Genomic DNA, 21,821 nt, shown 5'->3' with positions numbered 1-21,821 from the left:
CCCCTTCACCGACGACCACGCCCGATGACCTCACCCAATGATCCGCGCGACATCGACGCCCTCGCCGCCGCAGCCCCCGACGAGGCGGCCCGCCGCCTGCGCCGGCTTCCCCGACGCGAGCGCGCCGCCGCGGCCGCCCGCATCGGCCGCCAGCGCCGCGACGAGGTGCTCGCCCTCGCCGACCACGACGAGGGCACCGCCGGGGCGCTGATGACCTCGCGCTACGCCGACCTCTCGCCGGAGACGAGCGTGGGCGAGGCGCTGCGCCTCCTCGGCGAGGAGCACACGGCGGAGACCATCTATCGCGTGTTCCTCGTCGACGCCGACTTCCGCCTCGTCGGAGCGGTGGAGCTGCGCGACCTCATCGCCGCCGACCGCAAGGCCAAGGTGGGCGCGCTCGCCGAGACCGACCCGCCCCGCGCCACGCTGTCGGAGAGCGACGTGGACGCCGCGCGCCGCCTCCTTCAAAGCCGTCTGCCGGCGATGCCGGTGGTGGACGACGAGGGCACCCTCGTCGGCATCATCACCGCCGACGACGCGCAGCGCTGCCTTGCCGAGGCGACCGACGAGGACACCGACCGCTTCACCGCGATCAACCACGAGGAGGGCGACGACGACTATCTCGCCGTGCCGCTCCTCGCCGAGATCCGGCGGCGGGCGCCCTGGATCCTCGGCCTCGCCGCGGCGGGGCTGATGGCGGGCTACATCGTGCACGTCTACGAGGACGCCCTCAACGCGCTGGTGATCCTCGCCCTCTACATGCCGATGGTGGCCGATACCGGGGGCAACGTGGGCACGCAGTCGGCCTCGCTCGTGCTGCGCGCGGTGGCGACGGGACGGGTGAGGCTCGGCGACACCTTGCGCGTCGTCCGCAAGGAGGTGTGCATCGGCCTCGCCCTCGCCGCCCTCCTCTTTCTCTTCGCCCTCCTCAAGGTGGTGCTCCTGTCGAACGGGGCGGACGTGCCGGCGGCGCTGACACTCACCGACATCGCCCTCGCGATCGGCGTCGCGATCTCGGTGGCGGTGTTCGTCTCGGTGCTGATCGGCGCGCTGCTGCCGCTCGCGGCGGTGGCGATCCGGGTGGACCCCGCCGTGTTCGCGGGGCCGGCGCTCACCACCATCGTCGACGTGGTGGGCCTCTTCCTCTACTTCCAGATCACCACGCGGATGCTGGGGGTTCAGCTCGTCTCCTGAACCTTCGCCATCCCCGCGCTCGCGGCGAGGATGGCGTCGGCGGCGATCTCGGCGCCCCGTTCCGCGCGGATCGCGGCGCCGACTGCTGCGGCGCGGGCGTGCATCGCCTCGTCGGCGAGGACGGCGGCGATCGCCGGCGCCGCGAGCGCGCCATAGAGGCGTCGCGGTACGCAGCGGGCGACGCCGAGCCGTACGGCGCGTGCCGCGTTGTCGGGCTGGTCGTGGGCGAAGGGCACGAGCACCATCGGCCGCCCCGCCGCGAGCGACAGCGCGATGGTGCCGATGCCGCCCTGGTGCACGATGGCGGCGGCGCGTGGAAACACCGCCTCGTAGGGAAGGGTGGTCGCCGCCGCGACGTCGTCACCGAGTGGGAGGCCGGCAAGGTTCTCCTCCCGCCCGACGAGGAGGAGGGCCCGCATGCCGAGGCGCCGGGCGGCGCGGGCGCTGTCGCGAAAGAAGCCGCGCGCGGCATGGGCGGAGGCCGAGCCGAGGGTGAAGACGAGGGGCGGCGGACCGGCGTCGAGAAAGCGCTCGACCGCGGCGGGCAGCACCGCCGCGCCCGTCTCGAGGGCTTCTTGGCCGGTCTGGAGGACATTGCCGGTCTGGAGGACTTGGCCGGTCTGGAGGACTTGGCTGGTCTGGAGGATTTGGCCGGTCTGGAGCGTCCCGGGCGGCGCGTCGGCGGGGAGCGTGCCGAAGAGCGGGGAATAGAGCGCGAGCACCCCGCCCGGCGCATGCTGGCCGGCGAAGGCGGGGTGGGCGGCGAGCGGGGCGAGGCCGTGCGCCGCCCGGTAGCGGGCGATCGGCAGCGCCCAGTCGGCCACCCCCTCCTGCGCATAGTGGAGCACCCGGCGGTTCCAGCCCGGCGCCCCGCGCACGAAGGGCAGGAGCGGCAGCCGGGGCGGGTCGACGGCGCTCCACAGCATCGCCGGCTGGAACACCGCCGAGCGCCAGGGCACGCCCGTCGCCTCGGCGACGATCGGCGCGGCGAGGGCGAGCGTCACGCTGACGAGGACGTCGGCGTCGGCGACGGTGGCGGTGAGGTCGGCGACGCTGTCGCCGATCGCCGGGGCGAGCACGTCGCGAAAGATGAAGGCCGGGCCACGCAGGGGGTCCATGAAGCGGGCGTGGAAGGCCGCGTCGGCCGGCCGGTCGGGCCGCATCGGAGCGAAGTCGAGCCCGGCGGAGCGCACCGCCTCCCAATGCGCGGCGTGCGTCGCGACGCGCACATGGTGGCCGCGCCGCACCAGGACCTTGCCGACCTCGAGGAAGGGGACGAGATCGCCGAGCGAGCCGTGGCTGGCGAACACGACCCTCACGCCGCCGCCTCAGTCCTGCGGGAACCAGCTCGTGTCGATCTCGTGGATATGGCGGAACTCGCAGATCTCACGCATCCGGTCGGGTTCGAGGATGGTGACGAGGTTGCCCTGGCGCCGGATCAGCCGATCCCGCTCGATCCGCGTCATGGTCCGCGACACGTAGACGTTGGTGAGGCCGAGAAGATCGGCAATGTCGCTCTGCGTCAACGGCAGGCGAAAGCCCTCGTCGACCGTCGACACGGTCATCGAGAGGCGCGCCCGCACCTCGAGCAGGAGATAACAGAGACGCTCGTAGGCGCTGAAGCGGCCGATTGCCCGAATGCGATCGAGCAGCGAGCCCGCCTCGTTGACCGTCATCGAGAAGAGCAACGCGGTGAGGCGGGGCGAGCGGCGGAAGATCGGCTCGAGCCCGGCCTTCGGAAACGGGCAGAGCACCGCCGGGGTGATGCATTTGATGTCGTGCTGGGCGTGGCTCATCGTGGCCTCCGCGAGGTCGACGATGTCGCCCGGATAGAACAGCCTCAGAAGCTGCCGCCGCCCGTCCTCGAGGATCGAAAAGGACGTTACCCAGCCGCTTTTCACGACGAAGAGATCCTCCACCGGCTGGCCGGTGCGGCGGACGATCTGGTCCTTGCGATACTCCCGCTCACTCTCCTCCAGCCTTGCGAGAACGCGCCGGTCGGCTTCGGCAAGGTCGACATATCGCCCGAGCTTGGCGATCAGGCAGCTTTCACTCACAATGGGTCATCCGGTGCTCTTCACCTCGTCAACAGCTTCGCTGCATCAAGGCAATAGTGCGCTTGAGGCGGAACGCCAACTCGAATGTTGCCGGCCGCGCGGCGCGTCTCGTTGCGCCCCTCAGACTGATGCACTAGAGACGACAGTGCGCGAGGGGGGCCGAGATGGCACGCATCTTCATTGCCGGCATCATTGCGACAGCAATCGTCTCGGCGCTCATGTACGTCAACGTTCGCATGGGTTTCGTGCCGGGCTTCGACATGATGGCCGAGATCAGGGCGTTCGACCTGCGCCTCGGGCTGCCGAGCACCGACCGCGCGGTGTGGTTCACCCACGGGATCGTCGGGGTGGTGATCTATGCCGTCGCCTACGCCGTGCTGCAGCCGATCCTACCCGGCCGCGGGCTGGTGCAGGGCCTGTTCTTCGGCATCCTCACCTGGCTGACGATGATGGCGGCGGTGATGCCGCTCGCCGGCCATCCGATGTTCGCCCGCGATCTCGGCATCGTCTTCATCGGCTCGGCGCTGGTGATCAATCTCGTCTACGGCGGGGTGCTCGCGGCGACCGCCGCGGCGCTCGACGACACCGACTGAGGCCGGCATCGGCCGCCCACTGCAAGAGAGACCATCACGACCCATGGCAACGCCCTGCATCATCACGGTCGCCATTACCGGATCGCTGCCGCAGAAGTCCGACAACCCTGCGGTGCCGATCACCGTATCGGAGCAGATCGAGTCCACCCAGGCCGCCTTCGAGGCCGGCGCCACCCTCGCCCACTGCCACGTGCGCAAGGACGACGGCTCGCCGACCTCCGATCCGGAGCGCTTCGCGGCGCTGACCGAGGGGCTGCGCAAGCACTGCCCCGGCATGGTGGTGCAGCTGTCGACCGGCGGCCGCTCCGGCACCGGGCGCGAGCGCGGCGGCATGATCCCGCTGCGGCCCGACATGGCGTCGCTCTCCACCGGGTCGTGCAATTTTCCGACCCGCGTCTACGAGAACTCGCCGGAGCTCGTGGACTGGCTCGCCTCGGAAATGCTCGCCTACGGCGTCAAGCCGGAGATCGAGGTGTTCGACGTCTCGATGCTCTTCCAGGCCGCCGCGATGGCGGCGGACGGGCGCATCAAGGGCCCGCTTCACGTCCAGTTCGTGATGGGGGTGAAGAACGCGATGCCCGTCGACAAGGAGGTGTTCGACTTCTACATCGCGACGCTGAAGCGCCTCGCGCCGGACGCCACGTGGACGGGTGCGGGCATCGGCCGCAACCAGATCGTCCTCAACGAATGGTCGCTCGCCGCCGGCGGCCACTGCCGCACCGGCCTCGAGGACAATGTGCGGATGGACCGCAACACCCTCGCCCCGTCGAACGCCGCCCTGGTGGAGCGCGTCGTATCGCTATGCGATCGCTACGACCGCAGGCCGGCCACCGTGGCGGAGACCCGCGAACTCCTGAAGCTGCCCGCCGCGGCCTGACGCGCCCGACGCCGGGTCGCCCGTCGCAGCCGCCGAGGCCCGGACCGGCCTCGCGTCGCGCCGTCAGCGCTTCTCGGCGGTGCGGGCGGGGAACAGGCGGTCGAGCGAGGCCGCGCCGATGATCCGGCCCGGCCCCTTGAAGGTGTCCACCTGGGCGATGACGGCACAGCCCGCAGCCGTCATCTTCTCGACGTCGGCGAGCGGCAGGTCGAAGGTCATCGGCTTGCCCTTCCACATGCCGATCGGCCGCATGCTGCGCACGACATTGTGATAGGTGAGGCGGCGGCCGCGATTCTCGCCGGCGTCGACCGGAACGCGCACCTCCTCCTCCACCACCATCAGCCACAGGGTGGCCTTCTTCTCGACCTCGGTGCCCTCGGCGGGGGTGGCGACGTTGATGGTGAGCACGTCGCCGTTGATGGCGAGGTCGATCGGCACCGGCAGCGGCTCGGCGGCGACGCGGTCCATGGTGCCGCGGATCGCGGCCATGTCGCTGCCGAGCACGTCGTCGGCGCCGTTCACCACCATTTGCGGCGTGTAGACGTCGCGATCGCCGCGGGCGACGGAATAGGCGATCTGCCGCTTGGTCAGAACGTCGCTCGCGAGGGTGTCGGCCCAGCCGAGAAAGTCCCAGAGCTTCACGGGCATGGTGACGGCGAGGATGCCGTCCCGCTGGGCGAGCTCGCCGAGGAGCGCGTCCGCGGCGGGGCAGGAGGCGCAGCCCTGGCTGGTGAAGAGCTCCAGGACGGCACGGGGCTGCTCGGCGAACGCGGGCAGAGGGCTCGCGAGAACGGCCAGAAGGCCGAGGGTGGCGCGCAGCACGGCGTTGCTCCTCGTGTTGATCTTGGCGCGAGTTGATGGCGCGATCGTCATGAAGGAACCCTAACCATCCGACCGGTTGATGGCCAATCAAGCACCGGTGACGGTGTAGGGAGGGGCGTCGGGTCCGGACTCGTCGCCCCCGGGCGGATTGACGAAGGGACCGCCCGGCTGGCGGGCGTGGGCGAGCGCCCAGTGGACGGTGGGGAAGGCGATCGCGTCCCACGGGATCTCGTCCTCGGCGAAGAGGCCGACGGCCTCGCTCTCCGGCCCCGGCGCGAACGCCCCCGCCTCCATCCGCGCCCGGTAGATGAGCTGCACCTGGCCGAGCCGGCGGATGGTGTAGACGGCGAGCAACCCCTCGATGACGATGTCGGCGGTCGCTTCCTCGTAGGTTTCGCGGCGGGCGCCCTCCTCCGGAGTCTCGCCGTGCTCCATGTAGCCCGCCGGCAGCGTCCACAGCCCCTTGCGCGGGGCGATGGCGCGGCGGCAGAGGAGGACGCGCGGCCCGCACGTCACCACCGCGCCGACGACGATCTTGGGGTTGTCGTAGTCGACGAAGCCGCAGCGCTCGCAGACGGCGCGCTCGATGTTGTCCCCTTCGGGCACGCGGCGGGAGAAGACCGGGTTCACGAGGCCGGCGCCCCGGCCGCGGCGAGGAGGTCGCGCATCGTCTCGCCGAAGTCGCCGGCGATGACCTCCGGCGAGAGCGGGCCGACGTGCTTGGCGCGAATGGTGCCGTCCGGACCGACGAGGAAGCTCTCCGGCACGCCGTAGACGCCCCACTCGATCGCGGCGCGCCCGTCGGGATCGACGCCGACGGCGTCGTAGGGGTTGCCGAGCTCGGCGAGGAAGGCGCGGGCGCTCGACACGCGGTCCTTGTAGTTGAGGCCGACGAGGGTGAGGCCGGGGGTCGCCGACAGCGCCATCAGCTCCGGATGCTCCACCCGGCACGGCGCGCACCACGAGGCGAACACGTTGACGAGGCTGACGCGCCCCTTGAAGCTCGCCGGGTCGACGCCCGGAAGGCTCGCCTCGAGGGGGGCGAAGACGGGGTCGGGCGCCGGGCGGCCGATCAAGGCGGAGGGCACCACGGAGCGGTCCGCCCCGTCGGTGATGCGCCAGGCGAAGAGGCCGGCCATCGCGACGAAGGCGACGACCGGCACGAGGAGGAGAAGGCGCATCGGGCTGAGGCGCATGGGGCTAGGCCGCATCGCGCGCGTTGCCCGCCGCCGCGTCGCCGGCGCGCGAGGCCGCCCGCTCGGCCCGCCCGAGGGCGCGGCGGGCGCCCACCCGGTCGAGCACCGTCCACGCGATCAACGCCGCGATGCCGCCGAAGGTCACCGCGTAGGCGGCGATCACGTAGCCCGCATAGTCGCCCATCAGCGCGTCCCCCGCGCGGTCCGGAGGCGCACGGTGCGGGCGCGGCGGCGGATCAGCTCGGTGCGCATCGCCGACAGGTGAACCGTGGCGAAGAGCAGCATGAAGGCGAGCGCCATCACGAGCAGCGGCACGAGCATCGAGGGATGGATGGTGGGCCCGTCGAAGCGCATCACGCTCGCTCCCTGGTGGAGGGTGTTCCACCAGTCCACCGAGAACTTGATGATGGGGATGTTGATGACGCCGACGAGGGTCGCGATGCCGGTGACGCGGGCGGCGCGGCCCGGATCGTCGATGGCGCGCCAGAGGGCGATCAGGCCGAGATACATGAAGAGGAGGATGAGCATGGAGGTGAGGCGCGCGTCCCACACCCACCAGGCGCCCCACATCGGCTTGCCCCAGATCGAGCCCGACGCGAGGGAGATGGCGGTGAACACGGCGCCGATCGGCGCAGCGGTCTTGCCGGCGACGTCGGCGAGGGGATGACGCCACACGAGCGTGCCGAGAGCGGCCGAGGCCATCACCATGTAGGTGAAGAGGGCGAGCCAAGCGGCCGGCACGTGGACGTACATGATCCGCACCGTGGCGCCTTGCTGATAGTCCTCCGGCGAGGCCCAGAGGGCGAGGTAGAGGCCCACGGCGAAGGCGAGCGCCGTCAGCGCCGCGAGGAACGGCATGTAGCGGTCGACCAGCGCGCCGAAGCGGCCGGGATTGATGATCGAGGGTCGGACGAGATCCGTCCTCAGCGTGGTGGACATCGGGCCTCCTGCCGATGATCGTATCGCGCGCTCGCGGCGATGGCGACGGCCTATTCGCTCTCGCGCAAAGCGGCCGCCGCGGCAAGCGGGGCGACCACCGCGGCCACCAGCGTGACAGCTCCGAGCAGGGCGAGCGAGGGGCCGACGGCGCGTCCCGCTCCCGCCGCCTCGATGGCCGACACGCCGAAGATGACGACCGGCACCGACAACGGCAAGACCAGGATGGCGATGAGCACGCCCGCGCGGCGAAGCGACACGGCGACCGCCGCCCCCACCGCCCCGACGAGCGCCAGGGCCGGCGTGCCGACGAGGAAGGTGGCGAGCGTGACGAGGATCGCCGCCCCGTCGAGGTTGAGGAGCAGGGCGGCGAACGGGGTGGCGGCGAGGAGCGGCAGCGCCGCCGCCGTCCAGTGCGCCGCCGCCTTCATCAGGACGACGAGCTCGAGCGGCGTGTCGCCGAGGCGCAGGAGGTCGAGCGTGCCGTCCTCCTGATCGGCCTGGAAGAGCCGCTCCAGGCCGAGAAGGAGGGCGAGAAGCACCGCGATCCACAGGAGCGCCGGACCGATGCGGGTGAGAAGCGGCAGGTCCGGCCCCACCGCGAACGGCGCCACGGCGGTGACGGCGAGATAGAAGATGACGCCGACCGGCCCCCCTCCCCCGGCCGCCCAGGCGAGCCGCACGTCGCGCACATAAAGGGCAAGGAGGCTCACGGCGCCCCCCGACCGCACCGGCAAGGGTGATGGCGAGGGCGAGGGCCGAGACGGGCGCCGAGGCACGGCCGCGCCGTGGCCGCCGACGACGGGACACAGCGCCCGCTCATGCGGCGAGGGCGAGGGCGCGGGTCGGCACGCCGATCTCCTCGTGGGTGGCGGCGAGGAGGAGACCGCCACCGTCGAGATGGCGGGCGAGGAGGCCCGCGAGGCGGGCGCGCGAGGCGGTGTCGAGGCCGGCGGTGGGCTCGTCGAGGAGCCACAGCGGGCGTGGAGCGACGAGAAGCCGCGCCAAGGCGAGGCGGCGCCGCTGACCTTGCGACAGGAGCTCGGCCGGAGCGTCGGCGAGGTGCACGAGGCCGACGGCGTCGAGCGCTGCCTCGACCGTCGCCTCCACCCCGTCGGCCGGCGGCTCGGCGGCGAGGAAGCGGCACCAGAAGGCGAGATTGTCGAGAAGGCTGTGCTGGGGCTTGATCGCTTCACGATGGCCCACGAGATGCATGGCACTTTGCCGCCGTTCAGGCCATTGAGAGAGGGTGATGCATCCGCCCACCACCGCCGTCAGCCCCGCCACCGCCCGCAGCAGCGTGGACTTGCCGACCCCGTTCGGCCCCGTCACCGCGACCGCTTCACCGGGATCGGCCGCAAAGCTCAGCCCATCGATGACGCGCCGGCCACCTCGCTCGACCACGAGGCAATCCACCTTGAGGCTTACCATGGCGCGCAAATTCCCTCTCACAGCGCGCGGCCGGCTTGATCGCGGCGGCGATTGGGAGTTGATAGCGGCAAATGTCTTCTAGTTCCAAACAGGGGGTTGAGCCGTGGCCCGCTCGCTCGACAGCTTCAAAGCTCGGACCGAACTAACCGTTGACGGGAAGAGTTACACCATTTTCGACCTGAAGGCTGCCGAACGCAACGGCCTCGAAGGTGTCTCCAAGCTCCCGATGTCGCTGAAGGTGCTCCTCGAGAACCTCCTGCGCTACGAGGACGGCAGCACCGTCACTGCCGACGACATCCGCGCCCTCGCCCAGTGGGTGAAGGACAAGAGGTCGGACCGCGAGATCGCCTACCGCCCGGCGCGCGTGCTGATGCAGGACTTCACCGGCGTGCCGGCCGTGGTCGACCTCGCCGCGATGCGCGACGCCTCCAAGAATCTCGGCGCCGACCCGACCAAGATCAACCCGCTGGTGCCCGTCGACCTCGTCATCGACCACTCGGTGATGGTGGACTATTTCGGCACCCACGACGCCTTCAAGGCCAACGTCGAGCTCGAATATGAGCGCAACGGCGAGCGCTACCAGTTCCTGCGCTGGGGCCAGTCGGCGTTCAACAACTTCCGCGTGGTGCCGCCGGGCACCGGCATCTGCCACCAGGTGAACCTCGAATATCTCGCCCAGACCGTGTGGACGCGGGAAGAGGACGGCGAAACCTACGCCTTCCCCGACACGCTCGTCGGCACCGATTCGCACACCACCATGGTGAACGGCCTCTCGGTGCTCGGCTGGGGCGTCGGCGGCATCGAGGCGGAGGCGGCCATGCTCGGCCAGCCCATCTCGATGCTCATCCCCGAGGTGATCGGCTTCAAGCTGCACGGCGCGCTGCCCGAAGGCACCACCGCCACCGACCTCGTGCTCACCGTCACCCAGATGCTGCGCGCGAAGGGCGTGGTGGGCAAGTTCGTGGAGTTCTACGGCGCCGGCCTGTCGGCCCTGTCGCTCGAGGACTGCGCGACCATCGCCAACATGGCCCCCGAATACGGCGCCACCTGCGGCTTCTTCCCGACCGACGACGACACTATCCGCTACCTGACGTCGACCGGCCGCGACCATCACCGCATCGAGCTCGTGAAGGCCTACGCCAAGCACAACGGCTTCTACCGCACCGACGAGACCGAGGACCCGGTGTTCACCGACACGCTCGAACTCGACCTCTCCACCGTGGTCCCCTCCCTCGCCGGCCCCAAGCGCCCGCAGGACCGCGTCGCCCTCACCGATGCGGACGTCGCCTTCAAGGACGCCGTCGGCGGCATCAAGGGCGGCGCCAAGTCGAAGGCCACCCCGGCGTCGAGCAACGGCGAGGCCCGCTTCATGGCCGAGGGCGCCCAGACCGACCAGTCGGCGATGCCCGGCCACGTGGTCGAGGGTGAGGACTACCGCCTCGACGACGGCGACGTCGTCATCGCCGCGATCACCTCGTGCACCAACACCTCGAACCCGTCGGTGCTGATCGCCGCCGGCCTCGTCGCCCGCAAGGCGCGCGCGAAAGGCCTCTCGGTGAAGCCGTGGGTGAAGACCTCCCTCGCCCCCGGCAGCCAGGTCGTCACCGACTACCTCAACAAGACCGGCCTGCAGGAAGACCTCGACGCCATGGGCTTCGACCTCGTCGGCTACGGCTGCACCACCTGCATCGGCAACTCCGGTCCGCTCCCCGAGAAGATCTCGAAGACGATCAACGAGAACGACCTCGTCGCCGTCTCGGTGCTCTCCGGCAACCGCAACTTCGAGGGCCGCGTGAACCCCGACGTTCGCGCCAACTACCTCGCCTCCCCGCCGCTCGTCGTCGCCTACGCGATCCTCGGCACCATGACGAAGAACATCGTCAACGAGCCGCTCGGCACCGACCAGGACGGCAATCCCGTCTACCTGAAGGACATCTGGCCGACGACGAAGGAAGTCGCCGACATGGTGCGCGGCGCCATCACCCGCGACATGTTCGACACCCGCTACGCCGACGTGTTCAAGGGCGACGAGCACTGGCAGGCGGTGCAGACCTCGGGCGGCCTCACCTACTCCTGGCCGATGTCGTCGACCTACGTGCGCAACCCGCCGTACTTCGAAGGCATGTCGATGGAGCCCGATCCGGTGACCGACATCGTGGACGCGCGCATCCTCGCGCTCTTCCAGGACTCGATCACCACGGACCACATCTCTCCGGCCGGCTCCATCAAGCCGTCCTCGCCGGCGGGCGTGTACCTTGCCGAGCATCAGGTCTCGGTGAAGGACTTCAACTCCTATGGTGCCCGCCGCGGCAACCACGAGATCATGATGCGCGGCACCTTCGCCAACATCCGCATCAAGAACCAGATGGTGAAGGGCGTCGAAGGCGGCGTGACCTACCACCAGCCCTCGGGCGAGGAGATGCCGATCTACGACGCGGCGATGCGCTACGAGGCGGAGGGCGTGCCGCTGGTGATCTTCGCCGGCAAGGAATACGGCACCGGCTCCTCGCGCGACTGGGCGGCCAAGGGTACCCGTCTCCTCGGCGTGCGCGCGGTGATCGCGGAGAGCTTCGAGCGCATCCACCGCTCGAACCTCGTCGGCATGGGCGTGCTGCCGCTCGTCTTCATCGGCGGCGACAGCTGGGAGGGCCTCGGCGTCACCGGCAAGGAGCAGGTGACGATCACCGGCCTCGCCGACCTCAAGCCGCGGCAGAACCTCACGGCGGAGATCACCTTCGAGGACGGGTCGAAGAAGTCGGTGGAGCTGCTCTGCCGGATCGATACCGCCGACGAGCTCGCCTACTACAACAACGGCGGCATCCTGCACTACGTGCTGCGCGGCCTCGCCCGCGAGGGCATGGCGGCCTAGCCGCCTCCCTCCCCGGCCCGCCGACTGCGGGGGCGCCCCCGAGCGCCCCCGCATTGGGGTCCCCGGCCCCGCCCGGGCGTCCGCCGAGCCTTCCGCACCCGGCCTGTCGACCTCGAGCGATCGAGACCCGACGGCCGGGTTTTCATTGCGACGGCGCGGCTCTAGGGTCGCAAGGTGCCGGCGCCGGCGACTCGCTCGGGATTTTTGTCGCATAAGGTCATATAGCCGCGCCTGGCAATCTTCGTTTTCAAATGACCGCTTGTCTGGGCATATTCAGATATATTCGTACGGTCGATACTTACATTGACTCCCTAGCTTCGGGCGACATCGGACTGTTGTGGGGAGCAGCCAGCATGACGCACGTCATCGTCGTCCACGAGCAGCGGGGCGCGTAGCCCTATGAATATGCAATATACGCCGGAGATCGACCCCGAGCTCGCGAAGACGCTCGACCTCAACGGTTCGGTCGCGGCGCGGCGTCGTGGGCGGCGCCGGGTCGTTCTCGCGCTCGTCGTGCTGCTCGCCGTCGTCGGCGTCGGCCTCCTGATGTCCGGCGCCTGGGACGGCGGGACGACGGTCGGCTACGAGACGGAACCGGTGCGCCGCGGCTCGCTGACGCAGACGGTGACCGCCACCGGCTCGGTCGAGCCGACGAACCAGGTCGACGTGTCGAGCGAATTGTCCGGCATCGTGCGCAAGGTGCTCGTGGACTACAACGACAGCGTCAAGGAGGGCGAGGTGCTCGCCGTCCTCGACACCGACAAGCTGACCGCCGAGGTGCGCAGCGCCAAGGCGAGCCTCGCCGTGAAGGAGGCGCAGGTGATCGACGCCGAGGCGACCGTCGCGGAGACGAAGCAGGCCCTCGCCCGCTCGCGCACCCTCTCGGAGCGCAAGATCACCTCCACCGCGACGCTCGAAGAGGCCGACGCCAAGTACAAGCGGGCCGAGGCCGCGCTCGCCGTCAGCAAAGCCGAGGTCGACGTCGCCAAGGCCGCCCTCGAGACGGCGGAGACCAATCTCTCGAAAGCCTCGATCCTGTCGCCGATCAGCGGTGTCGTCATCAGCCGCGACATCGACCCGGGGCAGACCGTCGCCGCCTCGCTGGAGGCGCCGGTGCTCTTCACGATCGCCGAGGATCTCTCCTCGATGCAGCTCGAGGTGGACATCGACGAGGCCGACGTCGGCGTCGTCGAGGACGGCCAGGCGAGCACCTTCACCGTGGAGGCCTTCCGGGACCGCACCTTCCCCGGCGAGGTGGAGGAGATCCGCCTTGCGCCCGAGACGGTCAACGACGTCGTCACCTACACCGGCGTCATCCGCGTGCAGAATCCCGACCTCGTGCTGCGCCCCGGCATGACGGCGACGGCCGACATCGTCGTGAGCCACGACGAGAACGCGTTGCTCATCCCGAACAAGGCGCTGCGCTTCCGCCCGCCGGCGACCGAGGCCGCGGCCGGCGCGAACGGCGACGATCGCGGCTTTCTCGACTTCCTGATGCCGCGGCCGCCCCGCCAGGCCAAGATCGAGGCCGTCGCCGAGCCGACGGGCGACGAGCGCACCGTCTACGTCCTGAAGAACGGCGAGCCCGAGGCGGTGACGGTCCACATCGGCGCCAGCGACGGCACGCTGACCGCGGTGACGGGTCCCCTCGAGGAGGGCGACCCCCTCGTCATCGCGCAGCGGGCGGCCGGCAGGTGAGCAGCGCCGAGCCGCCCCTCATCGAGTTCGTCGACGTCGCGCGCAGCTATGGCGAGGGCACGGCCAAGGTCTACGCGCTCGTCGGGGTCAGCCTGTCGATCACCAAGGGCGAGTTCGTCGCCATCATGGGCCCCAGCGGCTCGGGCAAGTCGACGACGATGAACATCATCGGTTGCCTCGATGCACCGACGTCGGGGAAATATTATTTCCGCGGCGTCGACGTCGGGGCGCTCTCGCGCGACCAGCGGGCGCTGCTGCGGCGGCACTATATCGGCTTCGTGTTCCAGGGCTTCAACCTCCTCGCGCGCACCTCGGCGCTCGAGAATGTGGAGCTGCCGCTGATCTATCGCGGCGTCCCACGCAAGGAGCGGCGGGGGCTGGCGCTCGCGGCGCTCGAGAAGGTCGGCCTCGCCGGCTTCGAGAGCCACAATCCGGGGCAGCTCTCCGGCGGCCAGCAGCAGCGCGTCGCCATCGCGCGCGCGGTCGTGACGCGCCCGTCGCTGCTCGTCGCCGACGAGCCCACCGGCAACCTCGACACCGCGCGCAGCCACGAGATCATGCAGCTGATGACGAGCCTCAACCGGGAGGAAGGCATCACCATCTTGATGGTGACCCACGAGCCGGACATGGCCGAGTACGCCTCCCGCACGATCACCTTCGTCGACGGCCACGTCGCCGCCGACCAGCGGGTGGCCGCCTGATGCTAGAGGAAACGATCCGCCTCGCCCTGATGGCGATCCGGCGCAACGCCCTGCGCTCGCTGCTGACGCTCCTCGGCGTGGTGATCGGCGTCGGCTCGGTGATCGCGATGGTGACCATCGGCAACGGCACCACCGCCCAGGTTCAGGAGCAGATCTCCTCGCTCGGCACCAACCTTCTCTTCCTGCGGCCCGGCCAGGGCATGGGGCCGCGCCGAACGTCCGCCCCCGACTTCTCCCTCGCCGACGCCGAGGCGATCCGCAATCAGATCGCCGGGCTGAGCGCCGTCGCGCCGACGGCGAGCACCTCCGTCAACGTCGTCGCCGGCAACGAGAGCTGGAGCACCACCGTCACCGGCACCTCGAACGACTACTTCACCGCCCGCGATTGGCCGCTGCAGGACGGGCGGCTGTTCCTCGACAGCGAGGTCAGGGCGGGCCGCGCCGTCTGCATCATCGGCACGACGATCGGCAAGGAGCTGTTCGCCGGCCGCGATCCGCTCGGCGAGAAGATCCGCATCGGCGCCGTCCCCTGCACCGTGATCGGCCTCCTCGAAACGCGCGGGCGCTCGAATTTCGGCGACGACCAGGACGACACCGTGGTGATGCCGCTGCGCACGGTCCAGCGGCGTCTCGCCGGCAACACCGACGTCGATTCGATCATGCTCTCGGCCCAGGAGGGCGTCGATACCGGCATGATCCAGCGCGACGTGACGCTCCTCATGCGCGAGCGACGCAACATCAAGGCCGGCCTCGACGACAACTTCCACGTCGGCGACATGGCGCAGATCGTCTCCACGATGACGGGCACGACGAAGATGATGACCGGCCTGCTCGCCGCCGTCGCCGGGGTGAGCCTTCTCGTCGGCGGCATCGGTATATTGAACATCATGCTGGTCTCGGTGACGGAGCGCACGCGCGAGATCGGCATCCGCCTCGCGATCGGCGCGCAGGAGAAGCAGGTTCTGCTGCAGTTCCTGGTGGAGGCGGTGGTGCTGTCGCTGTTCGGCGGGCTGATCGGCGTGCTGCTCGGCCTGGGGCTGTCGGCGCTCGCCTCCCTCGCGCTCGGGACGCCGCTGGTGCTCGACATCACGATCGTGCTGCTCGCCTTCGCCGTCTCGGTCGCGATCGGGGTCGTGTTCGGCTACGTACCCGCCCGCCGCGCGGCCCACCTCGACCCGATCGACGCGCTGCGCCACGAGTAGCGGCCCGACGACCAACCCAACGGCCGACCCGACGACCGGGACAAACGTTGTATCGAGTCGTGTCAAAGCTGACGGCGGCAAGATTGGTTTGCAGTTCGAGGGGTCGCCAGCAACGTTTGCACATATGTCGACGAAGACGGCTAACGCAGCGCGTCTAGCCTTTATGCATAGTCGTCGATTTGAGGAATGAACGACCCAGCCTGCGAACCGCGTCTCTCCGGCCTCCGTCGAAACCGTTTCCGCCCACCACGACCACCGATACCCGCCTCCGACCGAACGATCGCGGCGTCCTGACCCGGCGATGTCGCGGCCGGTCGCGAAGAAACGTGGGTCACCGGCGCGCTCAGCGGCTCCCCGTGCTACAACTTATCCGATAGCACTTCGATCGTACGCCCTGCGCGCGAGTCATACAGCGTCGTTGTCAGTCACAAAGTACGTATATGTTGAAGTTGGCGTCACGTCTTACCGTTCTTCCGCCGCTTGCGCTGTGCGCGATCGTGGGCGCCGGGCCGGCCCTCGCGCTCGGCTCCGACGGAGCGGGTCGGCGCACGCCACCCCTCGAGGTCGCCGTCATGACGATGGAGCGGCAGCAAGTGCCGCGCACGGTGCGCCTCCCGGGCCGCGCGGTCGCCTACGAGCAGGTCGACATCCGCCCTCGCGTCGACGGCGTCATCGAGGCGATCTCCTACGTTCCCGGCAAGACGCTCGCCGTCGGCGACGTCCTCTTCCAGCTCGACGATGCGAGCTACGTCGCCACCGTCGCCTCCGACGAGGCGGATCTCGCCAAGGCCGAGGCGCGCCTCCCCGTCTCCCAGGCCGCCTATGATCGGGCCGAAAAGCTCGCCGGCAAGGGCTACACCGCGGCGGAGGTGGAGGAGGCGCGCGCGACCCTCGCCGAGGCGAAGGCGACACTCGACGCCGCCAAGGCCGCCCTCGAATACGCCCGAACGCAGCTCTCCTGGACGACGATCCGCAGCCCCATCGAAGGCGTCGCGGACGTCCAGGAGGTCTCCGTCGGCGACCTCGTCACCAGCGGGCAGAGCGATGCACTGACGACGGTGACCCGCCTCGACCCGATCTATATCGACCTCAGCGAGACGAGCTCGCGCATCCTGTCCTTCCGCAGCCAGCTCGCCTCCGGCGTGCTGAAGCCCAACGATACGATCGACGCCGCCCTCACCCTCGAGAACGGCGAGGTCTATCAAGGCAGCGGGACGCTCGTCACGCTGACGAGCACGGTGTCGACGACGACGGGGACGGTCACCGTCCGCTTTCGCTTCGACAATCCCGACCGCGTCATCCTGCCCGGCATGTTCCTGCGCGGCGAGCTGACGCTCGGTACCGTCGAGGCCTTCCTGGTGCCCCAGCGGGCGGCGGAGCGCGACAACACCGGCCGCCTGTCGGCCTTCGTCGTCGGCGAGGACGGGGCGGCGAAGAAGATCACCTTCACCGACATCGGCAGCACCGACAGCGCCTGGATCGTCAACACCGGCATCGAGCCCGGCGCGCGGCTGATCCTCAACGGGCTGAAGACGCTGCGCGAGGGCATGGCGGTCGCGCCCGTCGCCGCGACCCTCGACGCCGACGGGCTCGTTGTCGAAGAGAGCGACGCACCCCCCGACGACGGCACAGCGTCCGCCGACGACGAGGCCGACGACTGAGCGATGGCGACGTTCTTCATCCATCGCCCGGTCTTCGCCTGGGTGCTCGCCATCATCACGATGCTCGCCGGCATCTACGGGCTGATGACACTGCCGATCTCGCAATATCCCGAGATCGCGCCGACCACCGTCCGCATCTCCGCGACCTACACGGGCGCCTCGGCGGAGATCGTGGAGAACTCCGTGACCACCGTCATCGAGGACGGGATGACCGGCCTCGACGGCCTCATCTACATGACGTCGAGCTCCACCGAGGGCTCGTCGTCGATCTCGCTGACCTTCGACGACAGCCAGGACCCGGACATGGCCCAGGTCCGGGTGCAGAACAAGCTGCAGCTCGTCCAGTCGAAGCTGCCCAACGCCGTCACCAACCAGGGCATCAGCGTCACCCGATCGACCTCCTCGATCCTGCTCGTCGGCGCGCTCGTCTCCGAGGACGGCAGCTACAGCTCGGTGGAGCTCGGCGACCTCCTCTCTTCGCGTATGGAAGACGCCATCCAGCGGGTCGACGGCGTCGGCTCGATCAACTCCTTCGCGTCCGAATATGCGATGCGGATCTGGCTCGATCCCGACAAGCTCTACCAGTATCAGCTGACCGCCAACGACGTGACGGACGCGGTCTCCGAGCAGAACACCAACGTCACCGTCGGCTCGCTCGGCGACCAGCCGGTGGTGCGCGGCCAGCAGATGACGGTGTCGCTCAGCGCCCAGTCGCAGCTCACCTCGGTCGCCGACTTCGAGCGCATCCTTCTCAAGACCAACGCGGACGGCTCCACCGTCCACCTCGTCGACGTCGCCCGCATCGAGCTCGGCGCGCAGGACTACGGCACCTCGAGCCGCTACAACGGCAAGCCCGCCGCCGGCTTCGGTGTCAACCTCTCGACCGGGGCCAACGCGGTCGAGACCGCCGAGCGCGTGCGCGACAAGGTCGACGAGCTGTCGCACGCCCTGCCCGCGGGGGTCAGCGTGGTCTACCCCTACGACACCTCGCCGTTCGTCGAGGAATCGATCGAGCAGGTCTACCACACGCTGTTCGAGGCGATCGCGCTCGTGGTGCTCGTCATCATGGTGTTCCTGCAGAGCTGGCGGGCGACGCTGATCCCGACGATCGCCGTCCCCGTGGTTCTCCTCGGCACCTTCGGCGTGCTCTCGCTCGCCGACATGTCGATCAACACGCTGACGATGTTCGCGCTGGTGCTCGCGATCGGCCTCCTCGTCGACGACGCCATCGTGGTGGTGGAGAATGTCGAGCGCGTCATGGAGGACGGGCTTGGCCCCGTCGAGGCGACGGAGCGGAGCATGCGGGAGATCTCGACGGCGCTCGTCGGCATCGTCCTCGTCCTCTCCGCCGTGTTCCTGCCGATGGCGTTCATGAGCGGGTCGACCGGGGTGATCTACCGCCAGTTCTCGGTCACCATCATCTCGGCGATGGTGCTGTCGCTGTTCGTCGCGCTGATCCTGACGCCGGCGCTGTGCGCCCAGCTCCTACGTCCCAAGCACTCGGCCACCGACATCCGTCCGGTGCGCTGGTTCAACACCGGGCTCGGCTGGCTGACGTCGGGCTACGGCTACGCCGCCGAGCGCTTCGCCACGCGCGCCTCCCGCATCATTATCGTCTTCGCCGCGGTCATCGTCGGCGCCTACCTCATCTACGAGCGCCTGCCGTCCTCATTTCTACCGACGGAGGACCAGGGCGTGCTGATGGTGATGGTGGAGCTGCCGGAGGGCGCCACCACGGCGCAGACCACCGAGGCGGTCGCCGCGGTCGAGGACTACATCCTCACCGAGGAGACCGACACGGTCGCCTCGGTGTTCGCCGCGGTGGGCTTCTCGTTCGGCGGCAGCGGTCAGAACGCCGCGATGATGTTCCTGCGCCTGAAGCCGTTCGACGAACGGGAGGGGCTCGACGCCGCCGCGCTCGCCAACCGCGCCAACGGCCACTTCATGAACAATCCGATGGGGCAGATCTTCTTCCTGCAGCCGCCGGCGATCCCCAGCATGGGCACGTCCTCCGGCTTCACGATGTATCTCGTGGACCAGGCCGGCAACGGCAACGTCGCGCTCAAGGCTGCCGCCGACGAGCTCGTCGCCCAGGCCCAGGCGAGCGGCGAGGTGACGAACCTGCGCGGCAACGACGAGGCGGCGAAGCCCTCGCTGCAGCTCGACATCGACCAGGAGAAGGTGACCGCGTTCGGCGTCAGCCTGAGCGACATCAACTCGATGCTGTCGACGATCTTCGCCGGCGACTACGTCAACGACTTCCCCCTCGGGACCGACCTGCGCGAGGTGATCGTCCAGGGCGACGCTCCGTACCGCATGCAGCCGGATGACGTCCTCGCCTGGTCGGCCCGCAACAGCGACGACGAGATGGTGCCCTTCGGCGCCTTCGTCTCAAAGGCCTGGAAGTCGATCTCCCCCAAGCTCGCCCGCTACGGCAGCACCCGCGCGCTCGAACTCTCCGGTTCGGCCGCCGGCGGCGCGAGCTCCGGCGACGCGATGGAGCGGATGGAAGAGCTCGTCGCCGGGATGGACGGCGGCTACGGCGCCGCCTGGACGGGCCTTTCCTATCAGGAGCGGCTCGCCGGCAACCAGGAGCTGCTCCTCTATTCGCTCTCCGCCCTCGTCGTCTTCCTCTGCCTCGCCGCGCTCTACGAGAGCTGGACGGTGCCGTTCGCGGTGATGCTCGCGGTGCCGGTCGGCGTCCTCGGTGCCCTCGCCGCGACCTACGCGCTCGACCAGGAGAACGACGTCTACTTCAAGGTCGGCCTGCTCACGACGATCGGCCTCGCCGCGCGCAACGCCATCCTGATCGTGGAGTTCGCCCAGATCCTGCGGGCTGAGGGTAAGGGCCTCATGGAGGCGACGATCATGGCCGCGAAACTGCGGCTGCGGCCGATCCTGATGACCTCGCTCGCCTTCGGTTTCGGCATTCTGCCGTTGGTGCTCGCGAGCGGTGCCGGCGCCGCGGCGCAGCGCTCGATCGGCATCGGCATGCTCGGCGGCATCCTGTTCTCGACCGCGTTTGGAGTGCTCATGGTCCCCGTCTTCTACGTCGCCGTCATCAAGGCGGTGCACCACCTCCGGCGCCGCAAGGAGGCGATCGTCTGATGAAGCGCGCGTCGATCGCCCTGCTGCTTCTCGTGTCGGGTTGCATGGTCGGACCCGACTACGAGGAGCCGAACATCGCGCTCACCACCCGCTTCGTCGGCGGCGACGCTTCGATCGTCGGCCCGGTGGGAAAGAAGGAGTGGTGGCGCGACTATCGCGATCCCTATCTCAGCGAGCTGGTCGATCGGGGCCTCGAACAGAACCTCGACGTCGCCGCCGCGCTGGAGGTGATCCGGGAGGCCGAGGCGAACGTGCGCACGACCGGCCTCGCGGCCGCCGTCGACGGAGGCGCCGACCTTTCCTTCATCCGCAGCGGGGGCGGCGAGACGAGGCCCGTCAACACGCGGACGGCGGACCTTTCCGGCAGCTTCATCGTCGACCTCTTCGGCGGCATCCGGCGCGGCCGGCAGAGCGCCGAGGCGAGCCTCGGCGCCGCCCAGGCCGACCTCGAGACGACCCGGCTCGCCTGGCTCGCCGAGATCATCGCCGCCTACAGCGACGCCCGCTTCTATCAGGAGGCCCTGGCGCTCACCCGCCTCACCATCTCCGACCGCGTCGAGACGGTGAAGATCACCCGCGAGCAGTACGCCGCCGGCGCCACCACCGAGTACGACGTCGCCGAAGCCGAGGCGCTGCTCGCCCAGGCGCGGGCGCAGATCCCCGAGTACGAGGCCCTGTTCAACGCCAACGTGTTCGCGATCGCGACGCTGATGAACGAGAGTGCGGCGCCGATTCTCGCCAAGATGCGCCGCGGCTCGCCCATGCTGAAGACGCCCGGCGGCGGCAATTCCGGGCTCCCGGCCGAACTCCTGCACAACCGCCCCGATGTCAGGAGCGCCGAGCGGACCTTCGCCGCCGCCGTCTATTCGGTGGGCGTCGCCGAGGCCGACCTCTACCCCGCGCTCACGCTCGACGGGTCGCTGACCTTCGAAGGCGGCACCAACACCTGGTCGTTCGGCCCGAGCCTCACGATCCCGGTACTCAACCAGCCGGCGCTGCGGGCGACGCGCGACGCAGCGGCCTCGGAGGCGCGGCAGGCCGAGATCGCCTGGCGCCAGGTGGTGATGGATGCGGTGGAGGACGTGCAGGTCGCCCAGTCCAACCTGCAGCAGTATCGCCGCCGCACCGACGCGCTGCGGATGACGGTGCGCTCCTACGAGCGCGCCCTCTCGCTCGCCCGCAACAACTATGCGGCGGGGGCGATCACCCTCATCGACCTTCTCGACACCGACCGCTCGACGGCGACGGCGCGCATCTCGGCGGCCTCGGCCGCCAACAGCGCGGCACAGGAGTGGGCGACGCTGCAGATCGCCGTGGGCGCCGGCGCCGCGGTGGTCGCCCCCTAGCCGATCGACCGAGACGTTCGAGTCCCGCCCTTGACGCCGCGGGGCTTCGATCAAGTCAGTCAAATGGCTCGACATGTCGACCAGCACGACAACCCGACCGGTGGTTCGATCCGTTTGGATCGGACCACCG

Annotated in this window: 19 protein-coding genes; 10 read left to right on the top strand and 9 right to left on the bottom strand. The window is 69.6% G+C overall.

Annotated elements, in window-relative coordinates; all coding sequences use genetic code 11:
• Window positions 1-24 precede the first annotated feature (24 nt).
• On the top strand, window positions 25-1,194 hold the full coding sequence (locus tag JCR33_RS23775; protein ID WP_198884641.1) for a magnesium transporter: 1,170 nt from the start codon (window positions 25-27) through the stop codon (window positions 1,192-1,194).
• Here JCR33_RS23775 and JCR33_RS23770 read toward each other — a convergent pair.
• Both JCR33_RS23770 and JCR33_RS23765 read right to left on the bottom strand, forming a co-directional pair.
• Complete coding sequence (locus JCR33_RS23770) at window positions 1,179-2,513, bottom strand: glycosyltransferase (RefSeq protein WP_198884640.1); 1,335 nt, start codon at window positions 2,511-2,513, stop codon at window positions 1,179-1,181. The two genes, JCR33_RS23775 and JCR33_RS23770, sit on opposite strands and share 16 nt — an antisense overlap.
• Window positions 2,514-2,522: 9 nt before the next feature.
• Window positions 2,523-3,251 carry a Crp/Fnr family transcriptional regulator gene (locus JCR33_RS23765; protein ID WP_198884639.1) on the bottom strand — a complete coding sequence of 243 codons (729 nt, stop codon included), beginning with the start codon at window positions 3,249-3,251 and terminating at the stop codon, window positions 2,523-2,525.
• Between the two features lie 164 nt (window positions 3,252-3,415).
• On the opposite strand from JCR33_RS23765, the gene JCR33_RS23760 reads away from it, so the two are divergent.
• Both JCR33_RS23760 and JCR33_RS23755 read left to right on the top strand, forming a co-directional pair.
• Window positions 3,416-3,844 (top strand): DUF6789 family protein, encoded by a 429-nt coding sequence (locus JCR33_RS23760; protein ID WP_198884638.1) that lies wholly within the window; start codon window positions 3,416-3,418, stop codon window positions 3,842-3,844.
• A gap of 43 nt (window positions 3,845-3,887) precedes the next feature.
• The gene (locus JCR33_RS23755) at window positions 3,888-4,721 is read left to right on the top strand and encodes a BKACE family enzyme (RefSeq protein ID WP_198884637.1); all 834 of its coding nucleotides are present in this window, start codon (window positions 3,888-3,890) and stop codon (window positions 4,719-4,721) included.
• 63 nt (window positions 4,722-4,784) lie between these two features.
• Here JCR33_RS23755 and JCR33_RS23750 read toward each other — a convergent pair whose 3' ends face one another.
• From JCR33_RS23750 to ccmA, 7 genes are all read right to left on the bottom strand, one after another.
• Window positions 4,785-5,543, bottom strand: coding sequence for a DUF1223 domain-containing protein (locus JCR33_RS23750; RefSeq protein WP_198884636.1), 759 nt, complete (start codon window positions 5,541-5,543; stop codon window positions 4,785-4,787).
• 87 nt (window positions 5,544-5,630) lie between these two features.
• Window positions 5,631-6,173, bottom strand: coding sequence for an NUDIX hydrolase (locus JCR33_RS23745; RefSeq protein WP_198884635.1), 543 nt, complete (start codon window positions 6,171-6,173; stop codon window positions 5,631-5,633).
• Entirely contained in the window at window positions 6,170-6,739 is a 570-nt protein-coding gene (locus JCR33_RS23740) for a DsbE family thiol:disulfide interchange protein (RefSeq protein ID WP_232372799.1), read from the bottom strand. The genes JCR33_RS23745 and JCR33_RS23740 overlap by 4 nt, the downstream gene beginning before the upstream one ends.
• A gap of 4 nt (window positions 6,740-6,743) precedes the next feature.
• Window positions 6,744-6,923: a heme exporter protein CcmD gene (gene ccmD, locus JCR33_RS23735; RefSeq protein WP_198884633.1), complete on the bottom strand. Its 180-nt coding sequence runs from the start codon at window positions 6,921-6,923 to the stop codon at window positions 6,744-6,746.
• A complete protein-coding gene (locus JCR33_RS23730; protein WP_198884632.1) occupies window positions 6,923-7,678 on the bottom strand; it encodes a heme ABC transporter permease in 756 nt (251 codons plus the stop codon). The genes ccmD and JCR33_RS23730 overlap by 1 nt, the downstream gene beginning before the upstream one ends.
• Before the next feature lie 50 nt (window positions 7,679-7,728).
• Window positions 7,729-8,388: a heme exporter protein CcmB gene (ccmB, locus tag JCR33_RS23725; protein WP_198884631.1), complete on the bottom strand. Its 660-nt coding sequence runs from the start codon at window positions 8,386-8,388 to the stop codon at window positions 7,729-7,731.
• A gap of 106 nt (window positions 8,389-8,494) precedes the next feature.
• On the bottom strand, window positions 8,495-9,106 hold the full coding sequence (gene ccmA / locus JCR33_RS23720) for a heme ABC exporter ATP-binding protein CcmA (RefSeq protein WP_198884630.1): 612 nt from the start codon (window positions 9,104-9,106) through the stop codon (window positions 8,495-8,497).
• A 103-nt stretch (window positions 9,107-9,209) separates the two neighbouring features.
• Between ccmA and acnA the strand changes: the two genes are divergently transcribed.
• From acnA to JCR33_RS23685, 7 genes are all read left to right on the top strand, one after another.
• Window positions 9,210-11,975 carry an aconitate hydratase AcnA gene (gene acnA / locus JCR33_RS23715; RefSeq protein ID WP_198884629.1) on the top strand — a complete coding sequence of 922 codons (2,766 nt, stop codon included), beginning with the start codon at window positions 9,210-9,212 and terminating at the stop codon, window positions 11,973-11,975.
• A gap of 399 nt (window positions 11,976-12,374) precedes the next feature.
• Window positions 12,375-13,673, top strand: coding sequence for an efflux RND transporter periplasmic adaptor subunit (locus JCR33_RS23710; protein WP_198884628.1), 1,299 nt, complete (start codon window positions 12,375-12,377; stop codon window positions 13,671-13,673).
• Complete coding sequence (locus JCR33_RS23705) at window positions 13,670-14,374, top strand: ABC transporter ATP-binding protein (protein WP_198884627.1); 705 nt, start codon at window positions 13,670-13,672, stop codon at window positions 14,372-14,374. Before JCR33_RS23710 ends, JCR33_RS23705 begins: the two co-directional genes overlap by 4 nt.
• The gene (locus tag JCR33_RS23700; protein WP_198884626.1) at window positions 14,374-15,576 is read left to right on the top strand and encodes an ABC transporter permease; all 1,203 of its coding nucleotides are present in this window, start codon (window positions 14,374-14,376) and stop codon (window positions 15,574-15,576) included. The genes JCR33_RS23705 and JCR33_RS23700 overlap by 1 nt, the downstream gene beginning before the upstream one ends.
• A gap of 440 nt (window positions 15,577-16,016) precedes the next feature.
• Window positions 16,017-17,237 (top strand): efflux RND transporter periplasmic adaptor subunit, encoded by a 1,221-nt coding sequence (locus JCR33_RS23695; protein ID WP_198884625.1) that lies wholly within the window; start codon window positions 16,017-16,019, stop codon window positions 17,235-17,237.
• 3 nt (window positions 17,238-17,240) lie between these two features.
• Window positions 17,241-20,345, top strand: coding sequence for an efflux RND transporter permease subunit (locus tag JCR33_RS23690; protein WP_198884624.1), 3,105 nt, complete (start codon window positions 17,241-17,243; stop codon window positions 20,343-20,345).
• Entirely contained in the window at window positions 20,345-21,691 is a 1,347-nt protein-coding gene (locus JCR33_RS23685) for an efflux transporter outer membrane subunit (protein WP_198884623.1), read from the top strand. The genes JCR33_RS23690 and JCR33_RS23685 overlap by 1 nt, the downstream gene beginning before the upstream one ends.
• Window positions 21,692-21,821 lie beyond the last annotated feature (130 nt).

Source organism: Acuticoccus mangrovi (assembly GCF_016411865.1).
GTDB classification, from domain to species: Bacteria; Pseudomonadota; Alphaproteobacteria; order Rhizobiales; family Amorphaceae; genus Acuticoccus; species Acuticoccus mangrovi.
This window is presented reverse-complemented; position numbering and strand designations above follow the sequence as displayed.